General features: G+C 31.7%; 15 protein-coding genes and 1 tRNA gene. 9 read left to right on the top strand and 7 right to left on the bottom strand.

The genetic code is table 11. From position 1 onward, the window contains the following. Window positions 1–30: 30 nt before the first annotated feature. From V7P73_RS08835 to V7P73_RS08820, 4 genes are all read right to left on the bottom strand, one after another. Window positions 31–948, bottom strand: a complete 918-nt coding sequence (locus V7P73_RS08835) for a ribonuclease Z (RefSeq protein WP_333852818.1) — start codon at window positions 946–948, stop codon at window positions 31–33. Window positions 949–1,004: 56 nt separating this feature from the next. After that, window positions 1,005–1,589 carry an RdgB/HAM1 family non-canonical purine NTP pyrophosphatase gene (gene rdgB, locus V7P73_RS08830; RefSeq protein WP_333852817.1) on the bottom strand — a complete coding sequence of 195 codons (585 nt, stop codon included), beginning with the start codon at window positions 1,587–1,589 and terminating at the stop codon, window positions 1,005–1,007. A 134-nt stretch (window positions 1,590–1,723) separates the two neighbouring features. Next, window positions 1,724–2,539, bottom strand: a complete 816-nt coding sequence (locus V7P73_RS08825) for a CPBP family intramembrane glutamic endopeptidase (RefSeq protein ID WP_333852815.1) — start codon at window positions 2,537–2,539, stop codon at window positions 1,724–1,726. Then, window positions 2,539–3,462 carry an ABC transporter substrate-binding protein gene (locus tag V7P73_RS08820; RefSeq protein ID WP_333852813.1) on the bottom strand — a complete coding sequence of 308 codons (924 nt, stop codon included), beginning with the start codon at window positions 3,460–3,462 and terminating at the stop codon, window positions 2,539–2,541. The genes V7P73_RS08825 and V7P73_RS08820 overlap by 1 nt, the downstream gene beginning before the upstream one ends. Window positions 3,463–3,637: 175 nt before the next feature. On the opposite strand from V7P73_RS08820, the gene V7P73_RS08815 reads away from it, so the two are divergent. Further along, window positions 3,638–3,711, top strand: a tRNA-Arg gene (locus tag V7P73_RS08815). 1,198 nt (window positions 3,712–4,909) lie between these two features. Here the strand turns inward: V7P73_RS08815 and V7P73_RS08810 are convergent. After that, a complete protein-coding gene (locus V7P73_RS08810) occupies window positions 4,910–5,110 on the bottom strand; it encodes a helix-turn-helix domain-containing protein (RefSeq protein ID WP_333852811.1) in 201 nt (66 codons plus the stop codon). Between the two features lie 848 nt (window positions 5,111–5,958). On the opposite strand from V7P73_RS08810, the gene V7P73_RS08805 reads away from it, so the two are divergent. From V7P73_RS08805 to V7P73_RS08780, 6 genes are all read left to right on the top strand, one after another. Continuing rightward, window positions 5,959–6,945, top strand: coding sequence for an adenine-specific methyltransferase EcoRI family protein (locus V7P73_RS08805; RefSeq protein WP_333852810.1), 987 nt, complete (start codon window positions 5,959–5,961; stop codon window positions 6,943–6,945). A 65-nt stretch (window positions 6,946–7,010) separates the two neighbouring features. Further along, window positions 7,011–9,776 (top strand): DEAD/DEAH box helicase family protein, encoded by a 2,766-nt coding sequence (locus V7P73_RS08800; RefSeq protein ID WP_333852807.1) that lies wholly within the window; start codon window positions 7,011–7,013, stop codon window positions 9,774–9,776. 12 nt (window positions 9,777–9,788) lie between these two features. Beyond that, the gene (locus V7P73_RS08795) at window positions 9,789–10,724 is read left to right on the top strand and encodes a DNA-methyltransferase (protein ID WP_333852805.1); all 936 of its coding nucleotides are present in this window, start codon (window positions 9,789–9,791) and stop codon (window positions 10,722–10,724) included. A gap of 374 nt (window positions 10,725–11,098) precedes the next feature. Then, window positions 11,099–12,469 carry a hypothetical protein gene (locus V7P73_RS08790; protein WP_333852803.1) on the top strand — a complete coding sequence of 457 codons (1,371 nt, stop codon included), beginning with the start codon at window positions 11,099–11,101 and terminating at the stop codon, window positions 12,467–12,469. A gap of 11 nt (window positions 12,470–12,480) precedes the next feature. Next, window positions 12,481–12,882 (top strand): hypothetical protein, encoded by a 402-nt coding sequence (locus tag V7P73_RS08785; RefSeq protein WP_333852801.1) that lies wholly within the window; start codon window positions 12,481–12,483, stop codon window positions 12,880–12,882. Window positions 12,883–12,884: 2 nt separating this feature from the next. After that, window positions 12,885–13,235, top strand: coding sequence for a hypothetical protein (locus V7P73_RS08780; RefSeq protein ID WP_333852799.1), 351 nt, complete (start codon window positions 12,885–12,887; stop codon window positions 13,233–13,235). Window positions 13,236–13,313: 78 nt separating this feature from the next. On the opposite strand, the gene V7P73_RS08775 is transcribed toward V7P73_RS08780, so the two are convergent. Next, on the bottom strand, window positions 13,314–13,595 hold the full coding sequence (locus V7P73_RS08775) for a helix-turn-helix domain-containing protein (protein ID WP_333852797.1): 282 nt from the start codon (window positions 13,593–13,595) through the stop codon (window positions 13,314–13,316). A 380-nt stretch (window positions 13,596–13,975) separates the two neighbouring features. Here V7P73_RS08775 and V7P73_RS08770 point away from each other — a divergent pair, with 380 nt between their 5' ends. Then, complete coding sequence (locus tag V7P73_RS08770) at window positions 13,976–14,791, top strand: RNA polymerase sigma factor (protein WP_333852795.1); 816 nt, start codon at window positions 13,976–13,978, stop codon at window positions 14,789–14,791. Between the two features lies 1 nt (window position 14,792). Next, window positions 14,793–15,887, top strand: coding sequence for a hypothetical protein (locus V7P73_RS08765; RefSeq protein ID WP_333852793.1), 1,095 nt, complete (start codon window positions 14,793–14,795; stop codon window positions 15,885–15,887). Window positions 15,888–16,123: 236 nt separating this feature from the next. Here the strand turns inward: V7P73_RS08765 and V7P73_RS08760 are convergent, their stop codons facing one another. After that, window positions 16,124–16,657, bottom strand: a complete 534-nt coding sequence (locus tag V7P73_RS08760) for a restriction endonuclease (RefSeq protein ID WP_333852791.1) — start codon at window positions 16,655–16,657, stop codon at window positions 16,124–16,126. Between the last annotated feature and the right edge of the window lie 2 nt (window positions 16,658–16,659).

The raw sequence follows: 16,659 nt of genomic DNA, 5'->3' as shown, positions 1-16,659 counted from the left end.
ATTGAAAAACTAAGATAAGAATAATTTTTATCATCCAATCTTAACAGTCTCTAAAGCCTTTGGTAAAAAAGAATTCGGAAAGATTTGTCGAGCTTCATCCGTCATAACACTTAAATCACTATAACGGTTTGAGAAATGTCCTAAAATTAATTTTCCGACTTGGGCTTTTTTGGCAATCGTTGCTGCTTCTAAAGCTGTGGAATGTCCTGTGTAATCTGCCATTTCTTTCAGAACGTGAAGAAAAGTAGACTCGTGGTAGAGAACATCAACATTTTCTATGATTGGGATGATGTCCTCTTTATATTTCGTATCACTACAGAATGCGTACGAAACCGATGGTTTTGGGTCAGTCGTCAATAAATCATTTTTGATAACCGCTCCGTCTTCTGAAACAAAATCTTTTCCTAAGCGTAAATTCTGAAAATCACAAATCTCAATTTCTTTGTATTTTGAAATCTCTTTCATATTGAGATGTCGCTCTTTTGGTTTTTCTTTGAAAAGATAACCGTTACAATAGATTCTGTGATTCAGCGGAATCGTGTAGACTTCCACCCTTCTGTCTTCATAGATTTTGACGGATTCTTTTCCTTCCAGTTCGTGATAAATCACTTCAAAACCTTTGTACGTTTCTGTAATTTCGAAAATCGTGTCCATCATTTTCTTGATACCTTTCGGACCATAGATATTCAACGGTGTTTTTCTTCCTAATAATCGGAAAGACGCTACCAATCCTGGCAAACCAAAACAATGGTCGCCGTGAAGATGGGAAATGAAAATATGGTTAATTTTAGAAAAACGAACTTTTGCCTTACGCATCTGCACCTGTGTTCCTTCGCCACAGTCTATCAAAAAATGACGTTCTTCCATTTCCAGAAACTGAGAAGTCGGTAAGGAATTAATAGTTGGAATTGCTGAATTGAATCCTAAAATGGTAAGATATGTGCTCAATTTTTCTAAAGGGTATTGAAAATAACTAGGTAAATATACAAAAACATTACAAAAAACTACAAAACACCCCCTCTGGAATTGAGAAATTCTAAGAATTTTTTCAAAGCTTCGCTTCGGTGACTAATTTTATTTTTTTCTTCTGGTAACATTTCTGAAAACGTCATATTGTAATCGTCTGGAACAAAAATAGGATCATATCCAAATCCGTCTGCACCAAAAACTTCTTTGGTCAAATTACCATAAACACGACCTTCAAAGTAATGTTCGCCGTCTTGATCTTTGAAACACAACATTGTAATGAAATAGGCTCTCCTATTAGGTTCGTCTTTCATCTCTTCCAAAACTTTTTCGATATTCTTCTTGAAATTGTGATTCCCAGCATAACGAGCCGAAAAAATCCCAGGTCGTCCGTCCAAAGCTTCTACAACCAGTCCGCTATCATCGCCAACACTTGGTTTTCCTGTTTGCTCGAAGCAATATTTAGCTTTGATTAATGCATTTTCAGCAAAGGTAGTTCCATCTTCTATAATTTCTTCATTCAAGTTGTAATCTGACAAACTTGTTACAACATAAGATGAACCTAATATCTGCTGTATTTCTTCTTTTTTATGCAAATTATGTGTTGCTACTAAAATCTCCATTTACTTAAATAATTGATAGTTGATAAATGATAACAGACTCCTAATAAAATGGTGGAATCTTGCAGCCCAGTTTGATCTATGAGACTTTTGATTTCGCTCATGATAAAGTCCAGACGGATTAAGTTATCTTAAATTTAATCTTTATAAATAATATTCTTCTGGATTGCGAAAAAATAAAATGGTATTATAAAAATCACTAATCCTGCTGTTAATAATAATTCTGGTTTAATTTTAAAAAAATCAGAAAAAGTTTCTGAATCTGAATATAACGTCATCATCGCTGACAGAAAATTGTTGAATGCGTGAAGCAAAATTGGCATCAGCAGCGATTTGGTTTTGTAGTACACCAAACCTAATACCAAACCGAGCAACAGTGCGCCTGCAAACTGCCAAGGATTGAAATGTACAACGCCGAAAATGAAAGCAGAAACGATAATTGCTGTGACTGGTTTGACTTTGTTGTTCAACATTCCTTTCATAATGATGCCTCGGAAAAGAATCTCTTCCAGAATCGGTGCAAGAATGACTGTCATTATGATTAATGAAACTGGTTCTTTAGCGAGTTTTGCAAATTGCTCTGAGTACATTTTGTAAATCTCGCCTAGCAAATCTCCCGTTGTCGGAATCAGTTGTGTTGTATAATCTGCGATCAGCATCATCCCGAACATCATTGGAAATATCAATAAATAAACCCGGAATGGTTTGGTTGAGAAATCGAAATTGAGTTTGTTTCCGTCTTTTCTTACAATGAAAAAATCGAAAAAGAGAATGGGAACTATCATTGTAGCTGTATACATCAGGATATTGAAAATACCTGTATCGCTGATATCTTGCCCGAATAATGCAGACAATCCTAAACCAATTGCGTACATCAACGACTGACCGATAAACAGCCCGACAACCAATAAAATTCCTACGAAAAAATCGACTTTGTAATTCTGTTCTTTCATTATTTGAGCACTTTCATATAAACTAAAGATTCTGATTTGAAAGTTACATCTTCCGGATGAAATATCTTGAAATAATCTCTCAAAACCAAATCGCATCTCACAACACCAGACTCAAAATAGTCATTTGAACCGTCTTTTTCGCGATTGTTTATCATATATAAGTTGCCGGAATTGAAGACTTTCATTTTACTGTAATTTTGATTTAAAGTCAATAATTCTTTTTTATTTTGATGCGGACTGATATTAATCCAATAATTTGCGTTCTCTGATTTAACAAAAACTTCCTCAAAGCTCAACGGAACGGAAGATGCTTCTTTGTTGTCTTTCAGAATATAATTTCCGCCAGCATCATTGATTAATCTTGCAACAAAGGAATTTCCGCCTGGTAAAAACCATTGACTTCCGTACATCTCGTTACAGAGAATATTTGGTTTATTTGTCGTTTTAGAAGCTAAAGTTTGAATTTTTTTGTAATTATCTTCAATATTTTTGAATGCTTTCTCAGCTTGTTTTTCTACTCCAAATAGTTTTCCAAATAATAAAAGGTATTTTGATTTTTCTAAAGGATTTTGTTCTAAGAATTCGTCCAAGAAAATCAATTCGATTCCATTTTTCTTTAATATGTCGTAAGTATTTGTAAAATTGGGAACATAGTTGGTAAAAATAACGTCCGGTTTATTGAAAAGAATTTTCTCGATATCGTACTTCTGTTCATTTCCAATATTGAGAATTTGATTTTGATTAATTAATTGATGGATTTTTTCTGAGAAAATATACTCGGGACTTGAAACACCTGTGATTTTATTTTCCAAATTAAGTTCAGAAAAGTAACCAATCAAGCTAGAATTTAGCAACATTGCTTTCTGAAAAGGTAATTTTTCTTTTAAAATGACATTTTTAAATTTTCCCGAGTTGATAATCAAATTTTTTGAGTCATCCGAATAATTAACTCTTTGCGAGATAGTTATAATTCCAGATTCGGATTTCGAAATTTCTTTTTTACAAGAAACTGCAAAAATAAAAAAAATTAAAAGTAAAAAAATGCGTTTCATCTTCCAAAGAACGTAAAAAAGTACTATATTTGCAAACCAATAAAAAGGACTCGTGGCGCAACTGAATAGCGCATCTGATTACGGCTCAGAAGGTTACAGGTTTGAATCCTGTCGAGTTCACAAATAGCCAAATGGCGCCAACTAAAGACAGTTGGCGCCATTATTTTTATTAAAAAGGAAAAGCATAATATAATAGAATTACTACATTTTTTAAAATAATTTTCTCACTAAAGAATTAATCAAATTTTGTTCGTTCTAACGTCGCATTGCAGAAGACCGGCGGCATCCTTGACGGTTAGATATTCTAAGGTTTTTGAAGTAAAATGCACAACCGTATTTTCACGTTGTTTTTGCGTTTCACTATTACTTGCTTGTACCTTCTGCTGTTTAATTCTTACTTTGTAAGCCCGTTTGGAACAATGGTCGCCACAATATCGTGTAACGGTTGTTCTTGCAATAAACTCTATGCCACAATGCTGGCAGATTCTTGTAATTTTAAGATTTGAACTCATAATATTTTGCAAGAGAAGTCATAAGATGCAATAAGGCTCTTTAAACATCAATTAGATGCATTAAGATACCTTAAGCGAAGTTATTTCTCCACTTTAAAAAAATTTTAAGAGTTATACTTTCGAGGGAAAAATGGGGGACAAAAATGATCAAAAAAAATTAAAACCTGATAAAATAATACAAAATCAAAAAATATTTAATTTATTAAATATCAACAATTTACATTAATTTATTTTGATTTAATTTGATGGCTTATTTGCCGATACAGTATCTAAAGAAGTTTTTATTGATGGTGGTTTACAGAGCATAAGGTGTACAAAAGTGGTACAGGATTAAGATGCTGCAACATCTTTTTTTTCTACTTTTCCGCACGAATCTCGTCACATTAAACACTTGTAAATCAGTATTTTACAGTATTTTAAAATAAAATAAAAAATACATTTGTACTACTTTTGTACACCTCCAACCTTATAAATTCCTGTAAATTAGAACATTAACATTTCCCGAATGCTACAGTGATAATTGATACATTTCGCCTGTACACCTTAATTTACATATATTTTTAGGGTAACAATAGGATTAGAATTCTAATAAGTAAAGTTCAAATTTGTAGTAAAATATCTTAATCAATCACGAATCATTATACATCCTAGAGGTTAAATTCAAGACCAGTTCAATCCTCTAATTATTTCTCGGCTTCCTATTTTCATTTTCTGCTTCCTCGTTTTTAATTGGACGTTCCTCTGATTATTATACATCCAATAGATTTAAAATTCTGTTCTTTCGCTTTTAAAACGTCAGTCATTTCTTATAATCTACCAACAAATGAAAGCAATTTTAAAAATGAATCCGTAGAGATCAAGCCCATTTGCTCAAATTTTATGAGAGTTGGTAAAGAAACGCCCGATCTCTCAGCCAAACCTGCCTTAGTTAGATTCATTTGTAGTCGTCTTTCATGGAAATTATAAACAAGTTTTTTTTGAGTTTTGTATAAAGAAACAAATAACATAATTGTATTATTTAGTACAGTGATTTAGTGAGAAATAACATTATTGTATTACAAATTTGCGGAATTTCTACATGTGGATAGTGCATAATAAGAATATAATCAAATACTAAGTATAATCAGATTTATGAGAAAATAATATTCCCGTGCAAATATCAATAATAAATTTAAATAAAAATAACTGAATGCTTCTTTGAAGCTTCCAGCTTTTTACTTCCGGTTCTTTATTACAGCGTAATGCATAATCTTCTTTGGCTTATATTAAATTTTCAAATGAATAACAATCTATATTTACTTTATAAAAGTTAGCCAATGATAAACTGAAAAGAAAATAACTATATGGACCAAATATCCCTATTTATCGGAGACCCCAGCATATTCTATTAGCATGGGTCCTCTTCGATACTGCTAATCTTTCTGGTTTTTTTGTCCAACTCGAATAGAAAGAATTTGCATTATCTAGTCATTGATTTTTTGAAAATTTTTCTGATTAAAATTTTTACGGAACTTGTACTACTACAAAGTCAACCAACATCTTATTCGTGACATGATTTTGCTAATTTAAAGTTAATAATTACACCTTAAATAACTAAAAAAATCGAATGATTTTTGTTGGGGAACATAAATGTAATTTCAGAGCAACTTGGGAAATTGATCAGATGTTTTAACTAATAAAATTCTATTTTGAGGTTTTCGAATGCTTAAATTTGCTCAAATAAAACTTTAAAATTTTAATAATGCTATCTTTTGTAGGTAGCTAATTAATCTTTTCATAAGTATAACAAAATATTAAATATTAAGTTACAACCAAATAAGTCCATTTGACTTTGTTCGGATAAATTATGTAATACATGGCAGAAAAAGTACAAAATCAAACTCTACACATAGCAAAATCCTCAAAAAAAGATGAGTTTTACACACAACTTATTGATATCGAAATAGAATTGGAATATTACAAAGAACACTTCAAAGGCAAAACAGTCTTTTGTAATTGTGATGACCCACGAGTTAGCAACTTTTTTAATTATTTCTTCTACAACTTTGAAGAATTAGGATTGAAAAAACTCATAGCATCTTGTTATAATAATAAGGAACATAATTTATTTAACAATTATTCAACTGTAAATGGTTATTATGCAGAATACTCTGGCAATAAAGACGGAAACAAAATTAATAGACCAGAAGAAATTAATATAATTGCTTTTAAAGAGGATGGGGATTTTCGCAGTGTCGAGAGCATAAATCTTTTAAAACAGTCTGATATTGTTGTTACTAATCCACCTTTCTCATTATTTCGAGAATATGTTGATCAATTAATAAAATATGATAAAAAATTTTTAATAATTGGGAATATCAATGCGATTACTTATAAAGAAATATTCAAATTAATAAAAGATAACAGAGCTTGGCTGGGCATACACTTAGGTAGGGGTATTTCGGGTTTCATAGTTCCAGAACATTATGAACTTTATGGCTCAGAAGCCCGAATTGATGATTTAGGGAATAGAATAGTTTCTCCTAATAATTGTTTATGGCTAACAAATTTAGACATTTCTAAAAGACACGAAGATATAGTTCTTACCAAAACATATTTTGGTAACGAAATTGACTATCCGAAATATGATAATTATGATGCTATTAACGTAAATAAAACTCAAAATATACCTAAGGATTACAGAGGTTTTATGGGAGTTCCCATTACGTTTTTACACAAATTTAATCCTGACCAATTTGAACTAGTTAAATTTAGAAAAGGAAACGATGATAAGGACTTATCCATAAATGGTAAATGTCCTTATTTTAGAATTTTAATAAAAAATAAAAGATTGCAGATGTAAAACAACAGTTTCATTCTTTAAACTGATTTGCATACCTTACAGAACCAACTCTAACAAAATAAATAATGAGCCAAGAAATAGAAAACACTACTACAAGTTACGGAAACTTACTTGAAAATGCTTTAGCAGTAACTCTTCAAGAATATCTTGACATTTATAAATCTAGAATAACGCAAGAAAGTGAAGTCCTTTTTGTTAGAGAATTTCTTTATCCTTTGTTAGGAGCTGAAAAAATAAAATATGTAATTCCTCAATATCCATTTATTGATTCTGAAGGGCGTTCAAGAAGGATTGATTTTGGAATTGTTTTCAACAATAAAAGAATCGCATTAGAAGTAAATGGTGAAACATATCATGCGGAAGGTATTATACCAAACGAAATGTTTGATGATAATCTTAATAGACAAAATGAAATATTAAATGCAGGATGGTTTTTATTGAGATATTCTTATTCCCAATTACAACATCCCGATTGGAGAAAAAGAGTTTTTGATTCGTTATTTTATTTGCTTCGCAAAAATATTCCAGAGATTCTTTCAGATGTTTTAATAAAACCAAATTATCTTCAAAATCAAGTTTTAGAATCTTTAGATTACTACCGCTCTAAAGGTTGGAAAAAAGGAATTGTTGTATTGCCAACAGGCACAGGGAAAACGTACCTATCTGCATTTGACACTTTAAAAACAAGTGGCCGAATTTTATTTATAGTACATCGTTTAGATATCCTAAAGCAGTCAAAAGATGCGTTCGAAAAAGTTTATCCAAATGAAACTCTAGGTTTGCTAACTGGTGAAATAAAAGAGAATATTTTAGATAGCAAAATCTTGTTTGCATCAAAAGATTCGTTAAGAAATACGGAAATATTAGCTTCATTTAATCCTAATGAATTTGATTACATAATTGTTGATGAAGTTCATCATGGCCAAGCTCCTACGTATCAAATGGTTTTAAAATATTTTGAACCAAACTTTTTTATGCTAGGATTAACGGCAACACCTGATCGTATGGATAGAAAAGATATTTTTGAATTATTTGATTACCAAAAAATATTTGAGTATAATCTCTTTGAAGCGATCGAAAATGGTTTTTTAGTACCTTATATTTACTACGGTCTACAAGACAACATAGACTATAGTTCTATTAGACACAACGGCGTAGCATACAAAGTTGCGGATTTAGATAGTAAATTAATTATAAAAGAACGTAACCAAAAAATATTAGAAGAATATATATCGAAAGGAGAAGGCAATAAAGCTCTTGGTTTTTGCTGTTCTGTGAATCATGCAAATGCAATGGCTATTTTTTTTACTGCAAATGGTATCCCGTCGGTTTCAATAACCTCTCAATCAGTAAACAGAGACGAACTTATTCAAGGTTTTAGAGATAATTTATACTCCGTTGTCTTTACTGTTGATTTATTTAATGAAGGTGTGGACTTTCCAGATTTAAGAGTATTACTTTTTTTAAGACCTACAGAATCTAAAACTGTTTTTTTTCAGCAACTAGGTAGAGGTCTTAGACTTTGTAATGGCAAAGAAAATGTGGTAATTATTGATTTCATTGGTAACTACAAAAAAGCAAATAATATACGAAAATATCTTTCTAAAGGCTCAAGTACAAAAACAAATCCAGAAAACGGAAGAGTAGAAAAAATTGAATATGAATATTCTCCCAAGTGTGAAGTCATTTTTGATGTTGAGGTGGAAGAGATTTTAGACAACCAAGATACAACTGAAAGAGATATTACAAAAGAGGATTTAATAGATGCATACTACAATTTAGCAGAAGCACTAAGTAAAAAACCGACTCCAGATGACATAAACCGTGAAGGTGAATTTAGAATGAACCGATATCTAGCTGTTTTTGGGACCTGGGTGAATTTTTTAAAAGAAATTGGAGAGCTTACGGAATTTAGTTATCACTTCCCACAAGGTACCCATTTAGGACATATAATGTATATTCTTAATACGGTTGGGTCAAACGCTATTCAAGGAAGTCATATTTCCCCCGAATATGTAAAATTTAATGGCAAATATTCTGAAGATTTTGGAACTTTTGAAAGGAAAACTAAATATGCTTTACAAGCCACAATGGAATTAGGCTTAATCATTGACTTTAGACAAGAAGCACTTGAACAAGAATTTAAAATTGCCTTAACCAAAACTGGTCAAGAAATTTACAATTCTTTAATTCCTCTACTAAAAACAATTGATTATTCGTTCAAAGAAGGTGGTAAAGCAGTGAAATCATGGAGTATGAACTGCGAAAGTACAATTAACGAAACCATAAAAGATTACATTGTTAAAAACCCAGAAGTTAAAAAACTTATTAGAAGCGAATTTTTAAGAATGGATGCGGTAAATATGCTGTTGAAGTATATTTATACAGTACAACGAAAAATTGTAATATCTAAATCCGAAATATATGATGATTTTTTTGAAGCTCCCTTTGTAAAAAGTTATTTAGAGCGTCATGGATTAGAAAGCCCAACCGAAGAAGTCATAAAGAGACGTATTCCTTTTCTTTTAAATATTTTAGAAGCTTTAGGTATAATCAAACAAGGTAGAAGCAGTATTGAAATTTTAGAATTTGTTCCAACACGAGAAATTATCAAAACTTCTTTAAAAGAAACTAATGAAGTAATTGATAATCGAATTTCAAGAATTGTTGATTTTAATGCAGAATTATCTGCAATAACAGAAAATCCTATTGATGTAAAAAAACTAGAACATCTACAGGAAACTTATTTTTCAGGAGACGAAATATCTTTATTAAAAGAAACGTTCGGTTCTGATTTTTTAACTAAAAAGTATTATTTACAAATTGAATAAATAAAAAATACGATGGCAAATAAATCGCATTTTAACAGTAGTCACATAATATTAAATAAGCAAAAAAAAGAAGGGAAAGAACATAGTTCTTCAATTGATGATAAAAAAATTACCAGTAGCATTCACGGTCTTTATATAGAAGATGCCATAAGATTTTTAAAAAAAATGCCCGACTCTTCTGTACAATTAATATTGATAGATCCTCCTTACAATCTTGATTTAGATTATTGGGATACGTTTGATAATTATCTTGAATGGGCTAAACAATGGCTAGATGAAATTTATAGAGTTTTAGAAGATTCTGGTAATTGTGTAATATTTGGAGGTTTTCAATATCAAGACTTAAAAAAAGGTGACCTACTTGAGATACTTCATTACACTAGACATCATACAAATCTTAGATTCACTAATCTTATAATCTGGTATTACAAAAATGGTATGAGTGCTCACCGTTTTTTTGCTAATAGACATGAAGAAGCGGTTTGGTTAACAAAAACTAATAAATATTATTTTAATTTAGATCCAGTGCGAGTTCAATATGATGAAGAATCTAAGAAATTAGCATTAAAAGACAAAAGACTAATCCCTGAGAATATAGAAAAAGGTAAAAACCCAACAAACGTTTGGGAAATTGGTAGACTTAACGGAAATTCTAGTGAAAGGGTTGGTCATCCGACACAAAAACCTTTAGAAATAATTAGAAGATTCGTAAAAAGTCTTTCTTATGAAGGGTCTATTGTTCTTGATTTTTTTGCTGGCTCTGGTACCACAGGAATAGCTTGTATGGAGGAGAATAGGCATTCCATAATGGTTGACTCTGATTCAAAAATCACAGAATATTTAAATCTACATCTTAAAAAAAATCATATTAATCTTAAAAATAGAAAGTTTGAAATTGTAGAAAATATTAATATTAATGACCTTTTAATGAAAATAAAAAAAGAGTAAGCGTATAATCAGATTAAGTTTCTAAATCTTACTCTTTGTGGCTCCCGATAGATTTTCTCACAACCTGCTTTTTTGGAGAGCTTCAATTTGTAAATCTAAATTTTGATTTTTGGTCGAAACCCGTCATATCCTATTTTCATAATTTGTTACATTAAACTCATACTCTGTAAATTTATGAAACCTGGTTTAGTGATACGACATTTTAAGAAAACATGTTGAAAAATAAATTAATATGATCCAATCACTCTAAAAAACTCACAAAACTACCGTTATCACTTATATTCTTATGAAACAAAAAGATTATAAAAACTGCCAAAATGTCATTGTTTATCAATTGGTTAGATTTTTGAAATTAGTTGTAAAACAAAAAACCTTTGATTATAATTAGACCTCGAATTAACGATTTTTATAATGTTCCTTTTAGTCAAGAGGAGGTAGATTTTGCGATTCCATTCTTAGATGAGGATATTCCTTTATACGTGGATCCTTTTCTTTTATGGAAGTCCCCCTCGATGCAAGATAATTCGTTGCATACAGTTCTAGTGAATTCTTTTAATAGTTTAGGACATAACTATATAAAGGGAAATACAAATGACTCTATTAATATTTTAATTCAATCCTCTGAATGTGAAGAAGTTGGATTAGGTAATTCAAAAACGAAGCAAGGAAAAAAAATCAGCCTAAAAGAATCTTCAAAGATACTTGAATTATTCAAAAATATTCCTCAAATTCATAAATCTGGATTTACTCACTTTGAAGAAATACAATTGTTTGTAGAGAATATTTCAAAAGATAGAGTAAGTGATATTACTTGTAATATTATTAAATCTTGGTTAATTGATTATACGATATCACAATGTGATAAACATAACATTCCTATTGAAAAATCTAAGATAAATGTATTTGATTACAAATCGGGAAAATTTAAAGAAGAAGAAACTTGGTTGCCTGAAAATCCTAATACAAAATCTCCCATAATCTTTACTCCAAAAAGATGGTTGAGATTCATTCCTTATATTAATTATGAGGAATATTTTGAAAAATATTTTTTAAAAGAATTAGGAGGGCAATTTGAAGAACCTTTATCAAGAGTCGAAATACTTGATTACAATCGATATAATTATGACGTTGTTGAAACCTACATTAAAATCAAGGAAAGGAATTCGGAGACATTAAAGAATGACCCTTTGTTTAAACAAATTCCGATTTTATCAAGCAAAAGAAAATTCAGGACTATTGCGAAACTTCCAACAGGTAAAACAGAGAATGCGGATAAAGAGTATGAAAAAAATTTGTGTCAAATACTTGCTTCGGTTTTATATCCTCATTTAGATTTTGCTAGCGAACAAAGCAGGACGGAGAATGGTGTTCATATTAGAGATTTAATTTTTTATAACAATCAATCGTATCCTATTTTGAAGGATTTATATGAATTATACAATTGTAAGCAAATTATCTTTGAATTAAAAAATGTAAAAGAGGTTGAGAATGAGCATGTCAATCAATTGAATAGATATTTAACAAATAGTTTTGGTAATTTTGGAATTATCTTTACTCGTAATAAGCCTCCTAAAAAAGTTATTGAAAATACGATAAGTTTATGGTCAGGACAAAGAAAATGTATTTTGATATTGGATGATGAAGATTTAAAATTGATGTGTCAATTATATGAAGGTAAACAAAGAAATCCGATTGACGTTATTAATAAAAAATATATAGAATTTACGAGATTGTTACCATCTTAAATACAAATGGCATGACGGAAAAACAAATTGATATTTTTGAAAAAGTACAAACGCAATTAGAGGGAATGTACAATGAAATTAGTATTCTTTCAAAGAAATCTCAAAATGATGGAGTGAGTTTATTCAAACTAAAATTCATCAATAAAATATTAGTAGATTCAAATATAGTTTTAAATGCAAATTATAAACCGTTTGATGATTTCGCAGTTTTCGATGAAAATAGTATTCCTACCAATAGTGATGTAGCTATGATACTTATGCAGTATTTGAATTGTTTTGAAAAATTGAGAACTGATAATGTAGGTTCAGATGGTTATTGGAATAGAGAAAAGTTAGAATTATCTTGGTATTGGAAGATAGACGGGAAAATCTCAAAAAATCATAAGACAAAAGAACCAAAAAAAATAAAATAATTATGAAGACAACTGAAAACCAGATGAGTGAATACTCGTTACTTAAACCTCTTTTTTCATCTTTGCTTAACGAAGTTAAAGAACTATCAAAAAAAAAACCAGATGATGCAATAAATAATTTTAAAGCAAAAACTATAAACAAAATACTGGAGAGAGTTAAAAAACTTTTAGCAGATGAACCCACTATAGAGTTTTTAGATATTATAGATATTGATAGTTTGCCATCAAATAGTGACATAGTAATTATTATGGTTCAATTTGAAGCCGCTCTTGCAAAGTTTTATTACAAGTATACTAAAGGTTCGAAATGGTCATCTAATAGACAATGGGATACTGATGAAGATGATGAGTAGATGTTTTTAAATTCTGCTAGATTTGTCTAATGTAAATAAAACAATTATAAACTTACAAATAATAAATCCTAACAATCATTAGGATTTTTCACTTTTTATTCTTTTAACATCATTTTTCTTATCTAAGATTGGTGCATCAGGAAGAAAATCTTTAATGGAGCATCCTAGTGCAATTGCAATTAAATTTATATGGATTAAATTATATTTTGCTTTTTTAGATGGAGCCTCTATCTGTGAGATAAATCCAATATTCTTCCCAATAGAAAGTGAGAGCTCCTCTTGGGTAATGTTCTTTGATTCACGTATTTCTTTAACACGTGTTATAACATATCTTTCTATTTCAGCTAATGATTCATTCATAAATCAAAGTGAATGAAAAACATTAAAAAATATTATGTACTATAGTACATATTTCGATAAACTTTATTAAATTTGTAAAATAAGTTATTGAAATGTAACTTTGCGATACTTCAAAGAAATATAGAAGCTATTGCTTAGAATCTCGAACTGAAAACTGGTAATTTTTAATATGCGAGAGGATAAGTAAAGTAGCTCACGACCTAGGCGTGAGCTCACTTATCTGCATATAAGGTATACCAGTGCCCCAGTTCGGATATGTTGAGTTTCACGCCATTTATTTGGGGGCAGGATATAGTGAGATAGTATATAAAGGGTAAAGATAATTCATACGGAAATCTAAGCAGTTTCTTCCAGCAATAAAATAGCTAAAAATGCTACTTATGAAAAGAACAGACTCTTTGCCCCGAAAACTGTCCAATCTTCAGTTGTACGAACTGCTGAAGAAAGGCGACCCTGCCTCTCTTGAACACATTCATTTGCGCCACAAAAGACTTCTTTTCTGGGTTGGATTGCAGGTGCTGAAGGATGATTTTGTAGTGGACACGATTGTTCAGGATACCTTCCTCAAACTGTGGCTGCACCGCGAAACCATTGAATCACCTGATCATATTACAGGCTTTTTACGCTTTGTGATGAAAAGGGATTGTATTGCTTACGTGACTGCTCCCAGGAATAAATTCACACGCCTTATGGCTTCTCTTGAAAGTTTTGAGAATTATCAGGAGTATCTTGCAGGTTACGACCCTCTGAAAGATAAAGAGTATTTACACGGCCAGGAATCTGACCAAAACAAATTCGATGAAATCACAAAGGTGTTACCCGTATTGAATCCCAAGAGAAAACACCTGATAGAACTCTGCCTGGAATATGGTTTCCAATACAAACCCATCGCAGAGGCTATGGGAAGCAGCGTGACAGGCATCAGCATGGAGGTTGGCAAAGCTATCGATGAGCTTCGGAAAATTCTTAAAGTCACCTCGTTTGAGCAGCCGGAGGAAAAAGCTGCAATTAAACAAAATCAGTCAGAACCACTCAGCATTCAGCAGCTGGAGATTATCAAAAGAAGGTTTGAACAAAAATCTTCATTTGCGGTGATTGCACAAGAACTCCAACTACCGGAAAAGGAAGTTCATCGTGAATTTCTGTACGCCTATCAGCATCTGCACAATCATAACCGATCTGAAATACCGCTTTGACATGGAAAAATCCACGATAACCCTGACCCGGAAAATTCAGCTGGTGATCGACGTTCCTACAAATGAAAAAAACCAAATGTGGGAAAAGCTCTACCGGTATCAGAACCGATGTTTCCGTGCGGCTAATCTGATTGTTTCCCATCTTTATGTACAGGAAATGATCAAGGATTTCTTTTACCTCACCGAAGAAATCCAATATAAATTAGCTGATGAAAAAAAAGATGAAATGGGAATCTTCGACCGTTCGAAAACAAACACGACGGCACGCCTGGTCTTTGACCGTTTCAAGGGAGAAATCCCCACCGATATTCTCGGATGCCTGAACAATACCATCCAGTCCACCTTTTCCAAGAACAAAGCCGACTATTGGCAGGGATCAAAATCCTTAATGAACTTTAAAAAAGACATTCCCATTCCGCTTCCGGTCAAATGCATCAGTAAAATGAAGTATGATGTGAAAAAGAAAGCGTTCAGCTTCAATATGTTTGCGATTCCTGTAAAAACCTATTTAGGCAGAGATTTCTCTGATAAACATTTGGTACTGGAACGCTTCTTAACAGAAGAGATCAAGCTGTGCAACTCACAGGTGCAACTGAAAGACGGGAAAATATTTTGGCTGGCCGTCTTTGAATTTGAAAAGGAAGACCACGGTCTAAAACCCGAAATCATTGCAGAAGCGTCCCTATCATTAGAACATCCAATCGTGGTAAAAGCCAACAATGTACGAATGAACATTGGCTCGAAAGAGGAATTCCTCTACCGCAGGCTGGCGATCCAGGCCGGTAACAAAAGGATTAGAGCCGGAATCGCTTATTCCCGTTCCGGACATGGAACCAAACGGAAACAGAAGGCACTGCACAAAACAGAGAATCTGGAAAACCGTTTTGTCAGTCATCGGCTTCATCTGTACAGCCGAAAGCTGATTGATTTCTGCATCCGGCAACAGGCAGGCACCTTGATTCTTAAAGATCAGGAAGACAAAATAGGGATCGCAAAAGAACAGGAGTTTGTACTTCGCAACTGGAGCTATTATGAATTGCAGACCAAAATAAAATACAAAGCAGAAAAAGCCGGTATCGAATTGATCATCGGATAGCTAAAAAATGAGGGTGCTTGTAAACCCGTAGGGTGAGGTCAAGAACACTCACTAAATACTCTATTAGTATATACAACGGCGTGGGTTCTTTTTCAAAGGAAATAAGAATTGGACACACCTTGAAATAAGCCACTTTGATTTTGAAAACCTATTAGATTAAATGAAATACCACCTCTTTTCAATTATTTCAAAGGATCTGGTCTTTTTTTAGCATAGAATATCTTAGCTAAGGATTTTTAATTGTTAAATGGTTTGTGTAGAAATAAACCGCAATACCTTTTTTTAATTAAAGTTCTAAAATCATCTAACGATGTGATAGCATCCAAATCGCTTCGATTAATTATTATTACTCTAATACCTTCTCCTAATGCAGATTTAATTATGTCTATTGCACCATTCCCAGCATTACTGTTTAAAAAATCTCCAGTTACTCCGTTAGCAGCAATAAAAATTCCTGTTTTTAATGTTCTTCTTCTAATTTTTGATATGAAACTATCAAATGCAGGAGCACCTACAGGAGCACTCCAATTTTTACATTCAACTAATATTGTATTATCAAAAGGTCTTAATACTTCTTCTAATTGTGCATTCCATAATACAATATCAATTTCCTCAGAAACAGTAACAGAATCTCTACCCTCGATACTTACTCCACTAAGATTTTCAAAAAGATAATTACATAATTCTTCAAAACGATCTCCTTTATCAGTAGTTGTTGTAGCTGCATCTACGGACGCAAGTAATGCTTGATATGTTGCTAAATCAAACATAA

Source organism: Epilithonimonas sp., from assembly GCF_036780765.1.
Taxonomy (GTDB): domain Bacteria; phylum Bacteroidota; class Bacteroidia; order Flavobacteriales; family Weeksellaceae; genus Epilithonimonas.
The sequence above is the reverse complement of the archived record's forward strand: the minus strand, read 5'-3'. Positions and strand labels throughout refer to the sequence as shown.